At 70.2% G+C, this 16,604-nt stretch carries 16 protein-coding genes; 6 read left to right on the top strand and 10 right to left on the bottom strand.

From position 1 onward, the window contains the following. Positions 1 to 42: 42 nt before the first annotated feature. Positions 43 to 879, bottom strand: a complete 837-nt coding sequence (locus ACZ7M3_RS45105) for a glutamate ABC transporter substrate-binding protein (RefSeq protein ID WP_472071650.1) — start codon at positions 877 to 879, stop codon at positions 43 to 45. A 131-nt stretch (positions 880 to 1,010) separates the two neighbouring features. Next, entirely contained in the window at positions 1,011 to 1,787 is a 777-nt protein-coding gene (locus ACZ7M3_RS45100; RefSeq protein ID WP_261688864.1) for an amino acid ABC transporter ATP-binding protein, read from the bottom strand. 297 nt (positions 1,788 to 2,084) lie between these two features. Between ACZ7M3_RS45100 and ACZ7M3_RS45095 the strand changes: the two genes are divergently transcribed. Together ACZ7M3_RS45095 and ACZ7M3_RS45090 are read left to right on the top strand one after the other, a co-directional pair. Further along, positions 2,085 to 2,771 carry a response regulator transcription factor gene (locus ACZ7M3_RS45095; RefSeq protein ID WP_095852248.1) on the top strand — a complete coding sequence of 229 codons (687 nt, stop codon included), beginning with the start codon at positions 2,085 to 2,087 and terminating at the stop codon, positions 2,769 to 2,771. A 9-nt stretch (positions 2,772 to 2,780) separates the two neighbouring features. Further along, positions 2,781 to 4,190: a sensor histidine kinase gene (locus ACZ7M3_RS45090; protein WP_472071648.1), complete on the top strand. Its 1,410-nt coding sequence runs from the start codon at positions 2,781 to 2,783 to the stop codon at positions 4,188 to 4,190. A gap of 69 nt (positions 4,191 to 4,259) precedes the next feature. Here the strand turns inward: ACZ7M3_RS45090 and ACZ7M3_RS45085 are convergent, their stop codons facing one another. Continuing rightward, on the bottom strand, positions 4,260 to 5,258 hold the full coding sequence (locus tag ACZ7M3_RS45085) for a TAXI family TRAP transporter solute-binding subunit (protein WP_472071646.1): 999 nt from the start codon (positions 5,256 to 5,258) through the stop codon (positions 4,260 to 4,262). 265 nt (positions 5,259 to 5,523) lie between these two features. On the opposite strand from ACZ7M3_RS45085, the gene ACZ7M3_RS45080 reads away from it, so the two are divergent. Continuing rightward, positions 5,524 to 6,000 carry a pyrophosphohydrolase domain-containing protein gene (locus tag ACZ7M3_RS45080; RefSeq protein WP_472071644.1) on the top strand — a complete coding sequence of 159 codons (477 nt, stop codon included), beginning with the start codon at positions 5,524 to 5,526 and terminating at the stop codon, positions 5,998 to 6,000. 22 nt (positions 6,001 to 6,022) lie between these two features. Here the strand turns inward: ACZ7M3_RS45080 and ACZ7M3_RS45075 are convergent, their stop codons facing one another. Together ACZ7M3_RS45075 and ACZ7M3_RS45070 are read right to left on the bottom strand one after the other, a co-directional pair. Then, entirely contained in the window at positions 6,023 to 7,282 is a 1,260-nt protein-coding gene (locus ACZ7M3_RS45075; RefSeq protein ID WP_472071642.1) for a cation:proton antiporter, read from the bottom strand. A 4-nt stretch (positions 7,283 to 7,286) separates the two neighbouring features. Next, positions 7,287 to 7,772, bottom strand: a complete 486-nt coding sequence (locus tag ACZ7M3_RS45070) for a cation:proton antiporter regulatory subunit (protein WP_472071640.1) — start codon at positions 7,770 to 7,772, stop codon at positions 7,287 to 7,289. Positions 7,773 to 8,008: 236 nt separating this feature from the next. On the opposite strand from ACZ7M3_RS45070, the gene ACZ7M3_RS45065 reads away from it, so the two are divergent. Both ACZ7M3_RS45065 and ACZ7M3_RS45060 read left to right on the top strand, forming a co-directional pair. Next, complete coding sequence (locus tag ACZ7M3_RS45065; protein ID WP_472071638.1) at positions 8,009 to 9,094, top strand: HAMP domain-containing sensor histidine kinase; 1,086 nt, start codon at positions 8,009 to 8,011, stop codon at positions 9,092 to 9,094. Continuing rightward, on the top strand, positions 9,091 to 9,813 hold the full coding sequence (locus tag ACZ7M3_RS45060) for a response regulator (RefSeq protein WP_472071636.1): 723 nt from the start codon (positions 9,091 to 9,093) through the stop codon (positions 9,811 to 9,813). Before ACZ7M3_RS45065 ends, ACZ7M3_RS45060 begins: the two co-directional genes overlap by 4 nt. Positions 9,814 to 9,903: 90 nt before the next feature. On the opposite strand, the gene ACZ7M3_RS45055 is transcribed toward ACZ7M3_RS45060, so the two are convergent. From ACZ7M3_RS45055 to ACZ7M3_RS45045, 3 genes are all read right to left on the bottom strand, one after another. Then, positions 9,904 to 10,404 (bottom strand): hypothetical protein, encoded by a 501-nt coding sequence (locus ACZ7M3_RS45055; RefSeq protein ID WP_472071634.1) that lies wholly within the window; start codon positions 10,402 to 10,404, stop codon positions 9,904 to 9,906. Positions 10,405 to 10,641: 237 nt separating this feature from the next. Beyond that, a complete protein-coding gene (locus tag ACZ7M3_RS45050; RefSeq protein ID WP_472071632.1) occupies positions 10,642 to 11,640 on the bottom strand; it encodes an MBL fold metallo-hydrolase in 999 nt (332 codons plus the stop codon). Positions 11,641 to 11,723: 83 nt separating this feature from the next. Then, positions 11,724 to 12,623, bottom strand: coding sequence for a serine hydrolase (locus tag ACZ7M3_RS45045; RefSeq protein ID WP_472071630.1), 900 nt, complete (start codon positions 12,621 to 12,623; stop codon positions 11,724 to 11,726). Positions 12,624 to 12,667: 44 nt separating this feature from the next. Here ACZ7M3_RS45045 and ACZ7M3_RS45040 point away from each other — a divergent pair, with 44 nt between their 5' ends. Continuing rightward, a complete protein-coding gene (locus ACZ7M3_RS45040) occupies positions 12,668 to 13,675 on the top strand; it encodes a LysR family transcriptional regulator (RefSeq protein WP_472071687.1) in 1,008 nt (335 codons plus the stop codon). A 119-nt stretch (positions 13,676 to 13,794) separates the two neighbouring features. On the opposite strand, the gene ACZ7M3_RS45035 is transcribed toward ACZ7M3_RS45040, so the two are convergent. After that, entirely contained in the window at positions 13,795 to 15,654 is a 1,860-nt protein-coding gene (locus ACZ7M3_RS45035; protein WP_472071628.1) for a M1 family metallopeptidase, read from the bottom strand. A 304-nt stretch (positions 15,655 to 15,958) separates the two neighbouring features. Beyond that, on the bottom strand, positions 15,959 to 16,489 hold the full coding sequence (locus ACZ7M3_RS45030) for a DUF6817 domain-containing protein (RefSeq protein WP_472071685.1): 531 nt from the start codon (positions 16,487 to 16,489) through the stop codon (positions 15,959 to 15,961). Between the last annotated feature and the right edge of the window lie 115 nt (positions 16,490 to 16,604).

The raw sequence follows: 16,604 nt of genomic DNA, 5'->3' as shown, positions 1-16,604 counted from the left end.
GGGTGCGCCGCCCCCGAGGGCGGCGCACCGGCGGGCCCGACATCAGCTGACGATGTTGCCGATCTTCGGGGCGGGCTCGTTCTTGTAGCCCGCCGGACCGAAGTTCTTGTCCACGGCCTTCTGCCAGGAACCGTCGGACACCATCGCCTCGAGAGCCGTGTTGATCTTGGCCTTGAGGTCGCTGCCCTTCTTGATGCCGATGCCGTAGTTCTCGTTGGTCATCTTGAGGCCGCCGAGCTTGAACTTGCCCTTGAAGGCGGCCTGCGAGGCGTAGCCGGCGAGGATCGAGTCGTCCGTCGTCAGGGCGTCGATCGCCTTGCTCTGCAGACCCGTCAGGCAGGCCGAGTACGTCGGGTACTGCTGGAGCTGGGCCTTGGGCGCCAGCTTGTCGTGCACGTTCTGCGCCGAGGTCGAACCGGTCACGGAACACAGCTTCTTGCTGTTGAGGTCCGACGGCGACTTGATGGCGGTGTCGTCGGTGCGGATCAGCACGTCCTGGTGGGCGAGCAGGTAGGGGCCGGCGAAGTCGACCTTCTGCTGGCGCTCGGGGGTGATCGAGTAGGAGGCGGCGATGAAGTCGACGTCACCGCGCGAGAGCGCGTTCTCGCGGTCGGCGCTCTTCGTCTCCTTCCACTGGATCTGGTCGGCCTTGTAGCCGAGCTTCCCGGCGACGTACGTGGCGACGTCGACGTCGAAGCCCGAGTAACCCTGCGGCGTCTTCTGGCCGATGCCCGGCTGGTCGAACTTGATACCGATGGTGATCTTCTTGCCGCCGCCGGAGGAGTCGCTGTCCTTCTTGTCGTCCGAACCGCACGCCGTGGCGGTCACGGCGAGTGCGAGCACGACGGCCGAGGCGGCGGTGACCTTACGGAGCTTCATGGTGAACATCCTTTGGGTGGGGAGGAGATGCAGGTCTTCAGGCATGGGCTTCAGCGATGAACGCAAGCGATGAACGTCAGCGATGAACGTCGGTTCAGGAACGAACCTCAGTGATGAAGAAGCGCAGGCCGTCAGTGGTGAAGGATCTTCGACAGGAAGTCCTTGGCGCGGTCGCTGCGGGGATTGCTGAAGAACTGGTCCGGCACGGCCTCTTCGACGATGCGACCGTCGGCCATGAAGACCACCCGGTTGGCAGCCGAACGAGCGAAGCCCATCTCATGGGTGACGACGATCATCGTCATGCCGTCGCGCGCGAGCTGCTGCATGACCTCCAGGACCTCGTTGATCATCTCGGGGTCGAGCGCCGAGGTCGGCTCGTCGAAGAGCATGACCTTGGGGTCCATCGCCAGCGCCCGCGCGATCGCGACCCGCTGCTGCTGACCGCCCGACAACTGCGCCGGGTACTTGTCCGCCTGGGTGCCCACGCCCACCCGGTCGAGCAGTCCGCGGGCCTTCTCCTCGGCCGCCTTCTTGTCGGCCTTGCGGACCTTGATCTGACCCAGCATCACGTTCTCGAGCACCGTCTTGTGCGCGAAGAGGTTGAAGGACTGGAAGACCATGCCCACGTCGGCCCGCAACCGGGCCAGTGCCTTGCCCTCGTCGGGCAGCGGCTTGCCGTCGATGGTGATGTCGCCCGAATCGATCGTCTCCAGGCGGTTGATGGTGCGGCACAGGGTGGACTTCCCGGACCCTGAGGGCCCGATGACCACGACGACCTCGCCGCGCGCGATCGTCAGGTCGATGTCCTGGAGCACGTGCAACGCGCCGAAGTGCTTGTTGACGCTCTTCAGGACGACCAGGTCCTCGGTCGCGGCCACGGCATCCTTGGCCACCGATACTTCGGTCATCGCTCTGGGGCTCCGTCCTCCTCGGTTTCGGTGGACAGTAGTGACCCCGTGCGACCAGCGTCATTACATCTGAGCGGAACTTGAGCATCACGATCCGGTAGCAATCGGACACGTGTCGTAGCAGTTGGTGCGCGGCCGCGTGCCGACCGCGTACCGGCTGGGTAACGGAAGCCCTCCGCGACCCGAAGCCTCTTGACGCGGTCGTGATCCATCGGCGTGACTTCCTTGGTGCACACGCGTGTGCGCCGCGATCCAACAGGATCGGACCGTACGACCGATGAACCGGAGGGGGCCGGAATGAGACTGCTGCTCGTCGAGGACGACAACCACGTCGCGGCGGCCCTGTCCGCGGTGCTGGCGCGACACGGCTTCGACGTCACGCACGCCCGCAGCGGCGAGGAGGCCCTGCAGGCGCTGGTTCCGGAGAGCGACGGCTTCGGTGTGGTCCTGCTCGACCTGGGCCTGCCCGACCAGGACGGCTACGAGGTCTGCGGCAAGATCCGCAAACGCACCAGCACTCCAGTGATCATGGTCACCGCCCGCTCCGACGTACGGTCCCGGATCCACGGCCTCAACCTCGGCGCCGACGACTACGTGGTGAAGCCCTACGACACCGGGGAACTGCTCGCCCGTATCCACGCCGTCAGCCGACGCAGCGTCCCCGACGACACCGCCGGCTCCGGGGACACCGCGCTGCGGCTCGGGCCTGTCCGCATCGAACTGCCCACCCGGCAGGTCAGCGTCGACGGTTCGGTGGTCCAACTGACCCGCAAGGAGTTCGACCTGCTCGCGCTGCTCGCCCAGCGGCCCGGGGTGGTCTTCCGCCGGGAACAGATCATCAGCGAGGTGTGGCGGACCAGTTGGGAGGGGACCGGGCGCACCCTGGAGGTGCATGTCGCGTCCCTGCGTTCCAAGCTGCGCATGCCGGCGCTGATCGAGACCGTGCGCGGCGTGGGGTACCGGCTCGTCGCTCCCACGGCGTAGCGTGCACCGGTGCGCACCCGCCTCCTTCCGCTGCTCATCGTCCTGATGGCAGCCGTGCTGCTCGCGCTCGGCATTCCGCTCGCCGTGAGCGTCGCGGCCGCCGAGCAACAGCGTGTGGTCGTCGACCGCATCGATGACACGGCACGCTTCGCCGCCCTCGCGCAGTTCGTCACCGAGCAGCCGGCCGGCGGCTCCCGAGTGGGCACGACGGACGAGCGCGGGGAGACCCTGCGCAAGGAACTCGTCGCGTACTACGAGGTGTACGGCATCCGTGTCGGCGTCTTCTACCGCGACCTCGCCCCCATGGCCAACGCGCCCGAGAACTGGTACGTGGTCGCGAAGGGCGAGGGGCGCGAGGCCTTCAACGAGGCCCTCCTGGGCCGCCGCAGCCACGACCCGGAGCAGGTCTGGCCGTGGCAGCGCGACCGGCTCGTCGTCGCGTCCCCGGTGATCCGGGACGGTGACGTCATCGCGGTCGTGGTCACCGACTCGCCTACCGGACAGATGCGTTCGAAGATCCTGCACGGCTGGGTGATCATCGGCGCGGGCGAGGTCGCCGCGATGCTCCTCGCCCTCGGCGCGGCGCTGCGGCTGACCGGCTGGGTGCTCAAGCCCGTACGCGTCCTCGACGCCACCACCCACGACATCGCGACCGGGCGGCTGAAGTCGCGGGTCGCGGTCGCGGGCGGTCCGCCGGAACTCAGGCGCCTGGCCCGGTCGTTCAACGAGATGGCGGACAACGTCGAAGACGTCCTGGAGCAGCAGCGCGCCTTCGTCGCCGACGCCTCGCACCAGTTGCGCAACCCGCTCTCGGCGCTGCTGCTGCGCATCGAACTGCTCGCGCTCGAACTGCCGGAGGACAATGAGGAGATCGCTTCGGTCCGCACCGAGGGCAAGCGCCTCGCCGAGGTCCTGGACGACCTGCTCGACCTGGCGCTCGCGGAGCACGCCGAGGCGGACCTGCGGCTGACCGACATCGGTGAGCTGGCGGCCGAGCGCGTCGCGTCCTGGTCACCACTGGCCGACAGCAGGGGAGTACGCCTCACCGGCACCTGCCCGGCCACCACCGCCTGGGCCGACCCGGTCACCCTGTCCAGCGCTCTGGACGCGGTGATCGACAACGCGCTGAAGTTCACGCCCGAGGGCGAGGACGTCGAGGTGGCGGTCGCGTCGAACGGCGAGGTCTCGACGGTGGTCGTCACCGACCGCGGTCCGGGCCTCAGCGACGAGGAACTGGCCCGCATCGGCGACCGCTTCTGGCGCAGCGCGGTGCACCAGAACATCAAGGGCTCGGGCCTCGGCCTGTCCATCTCGCGGGTGCTGCTGTCGGCGGGCGGCGGCTCCATCGCGTACGCCCGTCACGAGCCGCACGGCCTCAAGGTGACGGTGACGGTGCCGAGGTCGCGGCCCGAGTCGTGAACGGGGCGGCCACGACCGGGGGTTGTGGCCGGGGCGCGGCAGGGTGGCGCGGCCGGGAGGCGGCCCGCGCTACGGCTTGACCGAGCGGTAGTAGCGCCGAGCGCCCTCGTGCAGGGGCAGCGGGTCCGTGTAGATGGCCGTGCGCAGGTCCACCAGCTGGGCCGCGTGCACCTGACGGCCGATGCCGTCGCGGCTGTTGATCACCGTACGGGTGAGTTCCTCGGTGAGCCGGGCGTCCGAGTCCTCCCGGGTGATCAGGAAGTTCGCCACCGCCAGCGTCTGCACGGACGAGCCCTGCTGGGCCTCGGGGTAGGCGTCGGCGGGCATCACCGCGGACCGGTAGTAGCGGGCCGCGCCGCCCTGCTCGTGCAGCTTCGCGACGAGGTCGCCGTCGATCGGCACGAGCCTGACCGCGAAGCGCTTCGAGAGCTGCTGCACCGCGCTCGTCGGCAGGCCGCCCGACCAGAAGAAGGCGTCGATCTTGTGGTGTACGAGCAGGTCCGGCATGGTGCCGATGCCGTCCGGAAACGGCTTGATGTCCTTCGCGGAGTCGAGCCCGGCCGCCTGCAGGACATGCTCCGCTATCAGCCGTACCCCGGAACCGTCCGGCCCCACGGCGACCCTCTTGCCCCGCAGGTCCGCCACCGACTGCACGGACGAGGAGCGCGGGACGACCAGGTGCACATAGTCGTCGTACAGCCGGGCGCAGCCGCGCAGTTGGCCCGATCCCGGCTTGTTCTCCAGGATGTACGTCTCCACCGCGTCGGCCGCCGCGATGGTGAAGTCGGCCTGGCCCGTGGCCACCCGGCGGACGTTCTCCTGCGAGCCGTCGCTGTTCTTCAGCCGGACGTCCAGGCGCGGCATGTCCTTGGCGAGCGCGGTCTGCAGGAGCGTGCCGTACTTCTGGTACACCCCGGTCGGGGTGCCCGTGCTGAACGTGATCCTGCCGCCCGGCGACTCCTCGCCCAGCGGCAGCAGCCACCACAAGAGCAGCCCGAACACCATGAGCGCGGCGGCCGAGCCGAACAGCGCGCGGCGTCGGCCGATACGGGGGAGTGGCAGGAACATGCGCGCGATCCTGCCAGCCGGGGGGCTGTCCTGACCAGGGCGGGGCCGAGAGAGGGCGAGCGAGGCCGAGAGGGGGGCGGGAGAGGTGCGGCAGCGGGTCGGCGGGGGCGGGGCACCGGGCTCGGCACGGTCGACGTGGGCAGGGAATCGGGCTCGGTATGGTCGGTGAGGGCAGGGAATCGGGCCCGGAATGCTCGACGAGGGCAGGGAATCGGGCCCGGAATGCTCGACGTGGGCAGGGAATCGGGCTCGGTATGGTCGGCGGATGCAGACCTCGCCCGACTCCCCGGTCACTTCTTCCGTGTCTCCCGATCTCTCCCCCGCATCTCCTTCCCTCGCATCTCCTTCCCCCGCTTCCCTGGTCCGTGAGTTTCACCTCGCCTTCGGGCTCGACGCGCGCAGCACACCGACGGAGGTCTCTCCGGCGCTCGCCGCCCACCGTGGTGAACTGCTCGCCGAGGAGGCCGCCGAAGTCGCCGAGGTCTCGGTCTCGGGCCCGCTGGACCGGCTGGCGCACGAGCTGGCCGACGTCGTGTACGTGGCGTACGGCACCGCGCTCGTCCACGGCATCGACCTCGACGCGGTGATCGCCGAGATCCACCGCTCCAACATGACGAAGCTGGGCCCCGACGGCCGCGTCGCCCGCCGGGCCGACGGCAAGGTCCTCAAGGGGGAGCACTACCGGGCGCCGGACGTGTCGGAGGTACTGCGGAGGCAGGGGTGGAGAGGCGCGGACGCGTAGCCCCCTGCTCGATCGGCCTGACTCAGTCCCCGACGGCGGTCTGCTGTCGTGCCTCGCCCTCCGCCTCGGGCTGTTCCGGTTCCGCCCCCTCGGGCCGTGCCGCGGGGCCCCGGCGCTCGGGGAGACCGAACCGGGCCGTGAGCCGTTCGGCCAGCGGCTGGGTGGAGCGGGCGGTGAGCGGGCCGAGTACGACCAGGATCAGCACGTACGCCGTGGCCAGCGGGCCGAGTGAGGGTTCGATGCCGGCCGTGACCGCGAGCCCGGCGATGACGATGGAGAACTCGCCGCGCGCGACCAGCGCGCCGCCCGCTCGCCACCGGCCACCCACGGAGATACCGGCACGGAGCGCCGCCCAGTACCCGGTGGCGATCTTCGTCAGAGCCGTGACGACGGCGAGCGCGAGCGCGGGCAGCAGCACCGGCGGAATGCTCGCCGGGTCGGTGTGCAGCCCGAAGAAGACGAAGAAGATCGCCGCGAAGAGATCCCGCAACGGGCTGAGCAGCGTGTGCGCGCCCTCCGCGACCTCCCCGGACAGGGCGATGCCGACCAGGAACGCCCCGACGGCGGCGGAGACCTGGAGCTGCTGTGCGATGCCCGCGACGAGGATCGTCAGGCCCAGCACGACGAGCAGCAGCTTCTCGGGGTCGTCGCTGGAGACGAAGCGGGAGATGACACGGCCGTAGCGGACGGCCACGAACAGGACGAGTCCGGCGGCTCCCAGGGCGATCGCGAGCGTCACACTGCCCGCGGCCAGCCCGACCCCGGCCACCAGCGCGGTGACGATGGGCAGGTAGACCGCCATCGCCAGGTCCTCCAGGACGAGGATGCTGAGGATCACCGGTGTCTCCCGGTTGCCCACCCGCCCCAGGTCGCCCAGCACCTTGGCGATGACACCGGACGAGGAGATCCAGGTGACGCCCGCCAGGACCACGGCGGCCACCGGACCCCAGCCGAGCAGCAGCGCGGCGGCCGCGCCGGGCAGGGCGTTGAGGGCGCAGTCGACCAGACCCGAGGGGTAGTGGGCCTTGAGGTTGGAGACCAGATCGCTGGCCGTGTACTCCAGGCCGAGCATCAGCAGGAGCAGGATGACGCCGATCTCGGCGCCGGTGGCGACGAACTCCTCGCTCGCGCCGAGCGGGAGCAGCCCGCCCTCGCCGAAGGCGAGACCGGCCAGCAGATACAGCGGGATGGGGGAGAACCGCAGTCGGGCGGCGGCCCGCCCCAGCAGGCCGAGACAGAGGATGATGGCGCCGAACTCGATCAGCAGAACAGCAGAGTGCACGCGCTCACTCCCGTCCGAGTATCGCCGCGGCGCCGTCGACGCCTTCGCGGGTGCCGACGACGATCAGGGTGTCCCCGCCCGCCAGCCGGAAGTCCGGGGTCGGCGAGGGGATGGCCTCGGCGCGGCGCAGCACCGCCACCACCGAAGCGCCGGTCTCGGTCCGCATCCGGGTCTCGCCCAGCAACCGGCCGTTCCAGCGGGAGGTCGCGGCGATCTCGATGCGCTCGGCGATCAGCCCGAGGTCGGTGGTGTAGAGCAGGCTCGGGCTGTGGTGGGAGGGCTTCAGCGCGTCGATCAGCGAGGCCGCCTCGCCGCTCGTCAGCCGCAGCGACTGGGCGCAGGAGTCGGGGTCGTCGGCGCGGTACACGCTCACGGTGCGGGCGCCGTCGCGGTGCGCCACCACCGACAGGTGGCGCTGTTCGCGCGTCATGAGGTCGTACTGGACCCCGATGCCCGGCAGTGGCGTCGCCCGAAGGCGTGGCGTGGACATGGTCTCCCCTTGTTCATCTTGTTCATCGAGTCGGTTGGTCATCGCGTCGTGTCGCTCGTCGAGTCGCGGTCCTGCGTTCCCGTGCAAAACGGTCATGCTGCCATCCCCCGTACGGTGGCGACATGGGTGTTGGCACGGATGGACACGACCGCTCGGCAGGCGCGAAGCTGACCGGGACAGCGGCGTCGCCGCAGCTCGGAAGGGCCGGAGGGACAGGAAGGGACGGACAGAAGAACGTGTCGCTGTTCCGGCGGATCTTCCTGCTCAATGCCGCGGGCCTGACCGTGGCCACCGCGCTGCTGCTGGGCCCGGTCACCGTGTCGACGCCGATACTGCCGGGCGAGGTGCTGGTCGTCGTCGCGGGACTCGCGGTGCTGCTCGTCGTCAACGCGCTCGTGCTGCGGATAGGACTGGCGCCGCTGCAACGGCTCGGCCGGGCCATGGCCACCGCCGACCTGCTGCACCCCGGGGCCCGGGCACCCGTCACCGGGCCCGCGGAGGTCGCCGGACTGATCACCACGTACAACACCATGCTCGATCGGCTGGAGACCGAGCGCGCCACCAGTTCGGCCCGCGCGCTCTCCGCGCAGGAGGGCGAGCGCCGGCGCATCTCCCAGGAGCTCCACGACGAGGTGGGCCAGACCCTGACCGCCGTGCTGCTGCAGCTCAAACGGGTCGCCGACCAGGCGCCCGGGGAACTGCGGGAGGAGGTGCGGCAGGCACAGGAGGCGACCCGCGGCAGCCTGGACGAGATCCGCCGTATCGCCCGCCGGCTGCGCCCCGGGGTCCTGGAGGAACTCGGTCTGCACAGTGCGCTGCGGTCGCTGGCGGCCGAGTTCACCACGCACGGCCTGTCCGTACGCCACCACCTCGACGGAGATCTGCCGCCGCTGACCGAGGAGACGGAATTCGTGGTCTACCGGGTGGCTCAGGAAGGGCTCACCAACACGGCCCGGCACGCGGGCGCCGATCGCGCCGAACTGCGGTTGCGGCGGGTCGTCGCCGTGGACGGTGATGACGGCGGCGACGGCGTCGAACTCCTCGTACGGGACAACGGCAAAGGCCCCGGCCGACTGCGGGAGGGGGCGGGGATCAGCGGTATGCGGGAACGCGCCCTGCTGATCGGCGCCGCGCTCTCGGTCGGGGCCGGGCCGGGCGCGGGCACCGACGTACGGCTGCGCATCTCGACGAAGACGGGCGCGTCGGAGACTGGCGTATCGATGACAGGCGGGTCGGAGACTGGCGTATCGACGACAGGCGCGTCGGAGACCGACGTACCGCCGCAGCTCCGCGCCGCGACCGCTTTCGAGGGAGACCGATGACGTCGTCCGTGCCGCCCAGGTCGTCCGTTCCGTCCACGTCGTCCGTGCCCGACCGGCAGCCCGGCGGGGGCCGGCCCACCCGGGTTCTGCTCGCCGACGACCACACACTCGTGCGCCGTGGCGTACGGCTCATCCTGGACGGCGAACCGGACCTGAGCGTCGTGGCCGAGGCCGGGGACGGTGCCGAAGCGGTCGCGCGGGCCCGCGACACGGACGTGGACCTCGCCGTCCTCGACATCGCGATGCCCCGGATGACCGGGCTCCAGGCGGCCCGCGAACTCTCCCGCCGCCTTCCCGACCTGCGCATCCTCATCCTGACGATGTACGACAACGAGCAGTACTTCTTCGAGGCGCTCAAGGCGGGGGCCTGCGGTTACGTACTGAAGTCGGTCGCCGACCGCGACCTGGTCGAGGCGTGCCGGGCGGCGATGCGCGACGAGCCGTTCATCTATCCCGGCGCCGAGACCGCGCTCGTACGCACCTACCTGGAGCGGATGCGGCGCGGCGAGGCACTGCCCGTGCGGACCGTCACCGACCGCGAGGAGGAGGTGCTCAAGCTGGTCGCCGAGGGCCATACGACGAAGGAGATCGCCGAACTGCTCTACATCAGCGCCAAGACCGTGGAGAGCCACCGGGCGAACCTGCTGCAGAAGCTCGGCCTGCGCGACCGCCTCGAACTCACCCGGTACGCGATCCGGGCCGGGCTCATCGAGCCGTGACCCGGGCCGGACAGAGAACCGGACAGGGAACCGGACAGGGACAGGGCCGACCCGTGCACGGGTCGGCCCTCTCTCGGCGGTGCCGCCGGATCACTTCACCGTCACGACGACGGTGGGCGAGACGATCTTGCCCGCCATGACCCGAAGCTGCTCCTTGCCCTTGTGGTTGAACTTGGTGACCAGGGAGTAGCTGCTGCCGTTCTTGAGCACGGTGCTGGACTTCAGAGCAGTCCACTTGCCGTTGTGCATGTGCAGCAGCACCACCTTGGTGCCGACCTTCACTCCCTTGGCGCGTCCGGTGAAAGTCACCGACTGGCCGGCCTTCACCTGAGCCTTGTTCACCCTGGTAGTGATCGAACCGCCGGCCATGGGCGTGCCGGACTTGGTCGGCTTCGCGGTGCTGGTCCTGGTGGGCTTCGCGGTTCCGGTCTTGGTCGGCTTCGCGCTGCCGGTCATGCTCGGCTTCGGACTCGGTGAGGCCGCGCTCGGGGACGCGGCGAAAGCGCCCGCCGTCCCGGCCGACAGCAGAGCGACGGAGAGCGCGCCGGCGCCGATCGCCTTGGCACAGCGGCTGCGGAGTGTGGAATTCACGTGTGACTCCTGACGTGACGGGTCCCCCCACAAACGGATCACGCCCATATGGGCGAAATGTTCGCTTTTGAGGTTATCCACGTGAGGGCCGAGCCTGCGACCGGACGAGTGTTCCGTCCCTGTGCGAAAAGCATCAAAAAACCCTCACTACCGGACAAAAACGCCTGGTCGGCGGGACTCGCGGAGGGTTACCGACTTCTTACCCAGCGTCCATCGCGTCGTCGCGGTCCGCGGAGGTCAGGAGGTCTGGAGGCGAGGGCGCATGTCCGCGCCGTACACCGTGCGGTAGTCCGGGACGACGATCCGGCTCGCCGGGGACTCCCGGTGCACCTGGGCGAGGAAGCCGTCCAGGTCCATCGACGGGTCGCGGCGCGGTGGCTCGCTCAGGGGCTCCTCGAAGTTGTCCCAGTGGACGGGTACGACCACGCCGGGGCTGCCCAGGGCGCGCAGCAGCCGGGGTACGTAGTGGTGGGTGGCGGTGCTGGAGGGCACGGCGACCATGGCGAGATCGGGGCGGAGTCCCTGCACCGCCCGCTCGGAGAAGTCGCTGGCCCCCATGAGGAACGCCGAGGGTCCACCGCTGCCGGCCGTCACCTGGAAGGCGAGCGTGTCGCCCTCCGGCAGCTCCGCGATGGTCCTCGGAGGCGCCGCGGGCGGGGTGTCGAGCGTGCCGGGGGCGAAGTAGGCGTACTTCTTGTTGCGGCTGTGCAGCCCGGCCGCGACCTCGACGATGATGCCGTCGAAGTCCAGCACCTCGCCCCCCTTCACCACGGAGATCTGGCCAGGGTCGACGCCGAACGCGACCAGCAGGTGGTAGGTGGTCTCCGTGCCGACGACGCGGGCGCCGGTGGACTTGGCGATGTACGGCACGTCGGCGAGGTGGTCCCAGTGGGAGTGGCTGACCAGGACGAGTTCGGGGGCTCCGATGTGTTCCCGGACCACCTCGGGGTCGGCGCTCAGCTCCGTGTCCGCGCGGAAGGCGCCGTCGAACAGGCCGGTCTTGAACCGGGTGAGGTACGGGTCGAAGAGCACGGTCCGGCCGTCGACGTCGATGCGCCAGCCGGAGGTGCCGAGCCAGCGTAAAGACGCCGACGCCGACGCCGATATCGACGTCGATGCGGTGGCGGTGCCGGTGGCGGCGGGAAGGAGTGGGGCGGCCGCGCCGAGCGCGGCACCTCGCAGCAGGCTGCGTCGGCCGAGCATCGGGTCCCTCTGCGTGTCTGCGGTGTCGCTCATGGCGTCAGCAGATCAGGGATCTACCTCCCACGTCCAAGATCGAAACGGTGTCCTCGCGATACGTGAGGGCATATGAGACCCGGTCAGAGGCCCTCGCTCCGCAGGAAGTCGACGGCCATCGCGGCCGCGGCGCCGATCGCGGCGTCCACCCTCGGCCGGGTGGCGGTCAGCTCACGGGTACGGGCGAAGACGGACACCGCGTAGCACCCGCCGTCGGGATACCGGACGACTCCCGTCTCCATGTGCAGCCCCGGCAGGGTCCCGGTCTTGGCCGCGATCGTCACGTCGTCCGGGAACCCCGAAACCAGCCGATGACGGAAGACCTGACGACTCATCAAGTCGCGTACGTGGGAACAGGCTTCCGGAGCGCCCGCTTCGTCGCGCCAGATCAGACGCAGCAGTTCGCTGGTCTCCCGGGGCGTGCTCGCGTTGGTGCGCAGGGGATCCAGCACGGCCAGCCGTCTCTTGCGGTCGTCCGGCAGGGCGGGGTATCGGACGGCGAACTCCCGCTCGTCGCCCGCCCCGACCTCGGCGAGCATCGACTCGAGCACGTCACGCGGGCCGCCCACGATCCTGGTCCGGTCGAGCCCGAGCTCCTTGGCGAGCAGCCGTACGGTGTCCAGCCCGACCCGGTCCAGCAGCAGATCCGCCGCCGCGTTGTCACTGACCGACATCGCGAAGAAGGCCAGATCGCGCAGCGACAGCTCGACGTCGTCCGCGCAGCCCGCCGTGCCCCAGCCGCCGAGCCGGTCGGCCGCCGTCACCCGTACCCGTTCCCGGGGGTCGAGCTGCCCGGCCGCCGCCTGCCGGGCGAACTCCAGGACCAGCAACACCTTGAAGATCGACGCGATCACGACGGGCTCGTCCGCGCCGACGGCCACCTCCCGCGCCTCCCCCGGTGGCCAGGTGCCGACGGGCACCGCGTGCAGGAGACCCTCGGCGCCCGCTCTCGCGAAAACCTCGCGGATCCGCTCCTCGACCACTCGTTCGCCCGCCCCCTCGCGTAAGGTCCCTCACCGTGGATCTCTTGCGCCACCTGCGTCTTTTCGTCACCGTAGCCGAGGAGCTGCACTTCAGCCGGGCCGCCGACCGGCTGGGCATGGCCCAGCCGCCACTCAGCCAGGCCGTACGGAGGCTGGAGAAGGAGCTCGGTGCCGAGCTGTTCGACCGGGCGCACCGCCGGATCCGGCTGACCGCCGCCGGGGCGGTGCTCCTGGACGAGGCCCGTGAACTCCTCGCCCGTGAGGAGCGGTTGCGGGTGCTGGCCCGGCGTGCCGGGGACGGCGCCCTGGGGACCCTGCGCGCGGGCGTGCCGCCCGACACCACGGCCGCCGTGCTGTCCGCGCTGCTCGCCGCCTGTGCGGAGCGCTCTCCGGGGCTGTCCGTCGACCTGCAGGAGGTCACCACGGAGGAGCAGGTGCGGCTGCTGGCCTCCGGCGGACTCGACGTCGGGCTCGTCCATCAGCCCGTGGACGCCACCGAACTGTGGCTCGGTCCCGAGGTCCCGATGGATCTCGGAGTCGTGCTGCCCCGCACCTCACCGCTGGCCGGGCTGCCCGAGGTGGCGCTCGGCGAGCTGGCCGGCCACGATCTCGTGCTCTTTCCGCGGGCCCACGCCCCCGGTTGGTACGACCGGATTCTCGACGTCTGCCGCGGCGCGGGCTTCGTGCCCGGTCGATTGCGGCACGCGTCGAACTCCGAGTTCCTGCTGGCTCTGGTGACGGCGGGGCACGGAATCGCCTTCGACCAGGGGCCGGTGGCCCGCAAGGAGCCCCGCGTCGCCTGGCGCCCCCTGGCGGGCCGTCCCCTCACCCAGCGGCTGAGCGGCGCGTGGCCCGCCGGTCGCGCCGTCCACCCGGCTGCGCGCCCCTTCGCGGAACTCGCGGCCGACGTACTGACCCGCGACCGCACCGCGACCCCGAGCCGAGACGACCGGGCGCGCCCCGCGGCAGCGGGGAGTGCGGACGGGGCCCGCCCGGTGGACGGACCGACCCGCCCGTGGTCGGTCGTGTACGGCGAGGGCTTCGGCCAGTAGGCGTGGGTCGACCGCTGGGCGTGGGTCGATGTCACGACGCTGATCACGCGCGCACGCCCGGTCGTCGGTTCGCCGCGGATGACATCCCGAGGGGTCGACCGCGGCGAACCGGCGCCGAATCAGCCGTCGATGCGGTGCTGGGTCCAGAACGAGGTCAGGTCCGTGGTCGTGGCGGCCTGGGCGGCCGCCTTGAACTCGGCCGTGGTCGAGACGCCGTACCAGTGCGAAGTGGCGTAGTCCTTCAGCAACTTCGTCATGGCGGTGTCACCGAGGACGCGCCGCAGATCGTGCAGGGCGCACTTGCCGTAGCCGTAGACGACGGTGGAGTACCGGGACGAGTGGGCGTCCCAGTAGGCCATCGAGTTGGTGATCTTCTCCGCCGTCGAGGCCCAGGAGACGCTGTTCCAGCAGTTCGTGCCGGTACTGCCCAGCGCCAGGTCGGTGGCGTAGTCGGTGAACGCCTCGTCCAGCCACGGGCTGTTGTACTCGTCGTCGCCGACGATCCCGTAGAACCACTGGTGCCCGATCTCATGGGTGAGCGCCGTGGTGGAGACCAGGTCGAGGACGAACCCCGGGTACTCCATGCCGCCGAACCAGAAGTTGTTGTCGATGACGGCGTCCAACTCGCCGTACGGGTAGGCGCCGAAGCGGCCCGCGTGGGCGTCCACCGCGGTCTTCGCGGTGGTGAGCATGGACTGTGCGCTGGACGAACTGATCCCCGAGACCGAGTAGATGTTGATCGGAGTGCCCGCCGTCGACGTACCCGAGATCTTGGTGAACGGGCCCGCCGCCCACGCGAAGTCACGGACCTTGGAGGCGGCGGCCGTGGTGACCGTGCGTCCGCTGGAGCCGGGGGTGTCCACCGAGGCGCCCGTGGCCGGGACCAGCAGGGTGGTCGGGTGGTCGAGGGTCACCTTGAAGTCGGCCGCCAGGGAGTAGAACGACTCGCCGTTGTTGGTGTACGGGTCCAGGTGCCAGCCCGAGCCGTCCTTGATGGCGAGAACCGGCAGCGCGTTGCCGATCATGCTGAACGCGCCGTCGTAGCCGAAGCGGTCGGCACCGCTGGGGACGGTGATCCCCAGGTCGAAGCCGATCGTGGTCGACTGACCCTGCGCCAGCGGGGTCGGGAGGGCGATCCGGAGGGCCGTGCAGCCGACCGACAGGGCACCCGCGGTGCCCCCGGTGACGTTGCTGACCGCGATCGGCATCGCGGAGCAGGTGCCGTGGTAGTTGTCCCACAGCCTCAGGTACACCTCGCTGAGCGCGGTGGAGGAGGCGTTGGTGAACGTCGCGCTCTCGTGGCCCGTCCAGACCGTGCCGCTCGTGTTGCTGCTCAGGCTGACGGTGTACGAGGGGGCGGCCGGCGTGCGCGTGGAGTCCGCCGGCGGGGTCGTGCCGCCGGAGGTGTCGAGGGCGATGTCGTCGAGGACGAAGCTCGTCTGGAGGCTGGAGTCCTCGGTCCCGGTGAAGGCGAGGCTCACGGTCTGGCCCGCGAACGCCGACACGTCGAACGACTTCTGTACGTAGCCGGTGGCCTTGTTGAGGTTCGAGTACGTCGCCAGTGTCGTACTGCCGATCTTCGCCGTCAGCTTGTCGTACGCGGTCGACGAGGTCGTCTCGGCGGTGTCGATGTGCAGCCAGAAGGTGAGCGTGGCGCTGCTGCACCCGGACGGGATCGTGACGCTCTGCGAGAGGGTGTCGGTGTGCGTACTGCCGACACCGTTCAGCCAGGCGAAGCTGGTGCCGCCGTGGGCGCTCTGACCGGAACGGCTGGTGATCACGGTCGACGACGACTGGGTCCAGGGCGAAGTCCCGCTCTCGAAACCACCGTTGGTGACCACCTGGGCCGGAGTGCAGTCGGCGGCCAGTGGTGCCGTGGGCGGCGCGGCTGCCGCCGGGGTGACGGGGAGCAGGGCGGCGGCCAACGCGGCGATGCCCAGTGCGCTCGCGGCGAGGGCCTTGTGGGGGGTCGGTCTCACACGAAACTCCTTTGAGGCGGCCGGGATTCCGGCCTGCTCGGTGGCCGCCCTGACGGCCGGGGTGCGCCGGGGGCAGCCGGGGGCTGCGCGCATCGCTTGCGCGATCGCTGGGGTGAGATTTCCGTTGCGTCTCCCTGTGGTCAGGGTTACGGCTGCGGGAAGCCTGGCAGATTTGACCGGGGCATGCCATCAGTGACGGGTAAAAGTGTTCGCTGACCTGAAGGGTTCGGGCTCCGCCCGCGGGCGTGGTCGGTACGAGTCGGTCGAACTCGGTGATCAGTGCCGGGTGCTGAGTGATCAGTGATCAGTGATCAGTGATCGTGGCGTGCGGGCCGAGTTGCCGGGCGCAGGCGTCCCGGGCCGGAGAGGACAGCAGGTCGCCCGCTCCGGTGAACAGCCGGTACAGGGACGGGCCGTACCGCTCGGCCAGTTCCGCGTTGTGGGCCAGTACGTCGAGTTCGTTGGCGGCGGTGATCTCCAAGAACGCGCGCAGGTCGTCGTCCGCGGGGGTGTGCTCGCGGCCGGTGAAGCGATCACGGAAGACCACGGGCCGATCGCCCCCGATCCGGGGAAGGACGGTGCCGCGGTCGCAACTCGCGTACAGGTACACCAGCGCCTCGGCCCGGTCGCCGATCAGTTCCGCCAGGGTCGCCCGCTCGGCGACCGGCAGCAGGTACGGGTCGAAGCCGTCGGTCCCGTACGCGGCATGGCACAGCCCCGCCGCCTGGACCGTGGGGTCACCGCCCCAGTCGGCCAGGAGTCGCCGGACACGGCCGAGGTGCTCCAGCAGTGTGCCTCCCGGATGCGACATCTCGGCGGTTCCCCGCGCACGCAGGAAGGCTTCGGCACGCGACCACCGGGACGCGTCACAGTCGCCGGTCTCTTCGGGAACTTCGCGTACTTCACGTACCTCGGGCACTTCAGGCATTTCGGTCACTTCGGCCCCTTCG

It is taken from the genome of Streptomyces sp. NPDC111656, from assembly GCF_055656965.1.
This window is presented reverse-complemented; position numbering and strand designations above follow the sequence as displayed.

Excerpts from the sequence above, each read along its gene's own strand:
- ACZ7M3_RS45095 (WP_095852248.1), top strand. The coding sequence starts at position 2,085 with ATGAGACTGCTGCTCGTCGAGGACGACAACCACGTCGCGGCGGCCCTG.
- ACZ7M3_RS45070 (WP_472071640.1), bottom strand. The coding sequence starts at position 7,772 with ATGTCCACGCCACGCCTTCGGGCGACGCCACTGCCGGGCATCGGGGTC.
- ACZ7M3_RS45050 (WP_472071632.1), bottom strand. The coding sequence starts at position 11,640 with ATGAGCGACACCGCAGACACGCAGAGGGACCCGATGCTCGGCCGACGC.
- ACZ7M3_RS45060 (WP_472071636.1), top strand. The coding sequence starts at position 9,091 with ATGACGTCGTCCGTGCCGCCCAGGTCGTCCGTTCCGTCCACGTCGTCC.
- ACZ7M3_RS45105 (WP_472071650.1), bottom strand. The coding sequence starts at position 879 with ATGAAGCTCCGTAAGGTCACCGCCGCCTCGGCCGTCGTGCTCGCACTC.
- ACZ7M3_RS45085 (WP_472071646.1), bottom strand. The coding sequence starts at position 5,258 with ATGTTCCTGCCACTCCCCCGTATCGGCCGACGCCGCGCGCTGTTCGGC.
- ACZ7M3_RS45100 (WP_261688864.1), bottom strand. The coding sequence starts at position 1,787 with ATGACCGAAGTATCGGTGGCCAAGGATGCCGTGGCCGCGACCGAGGAC.
- ACZ7M3_RS45080 (WP_472071644.1), top strand. The coding sequence starts at position 5,524 with ATGCAGACCTCGCCCGACTCCCCGGTCACTTCTTCCGTGTCTCCCGAT.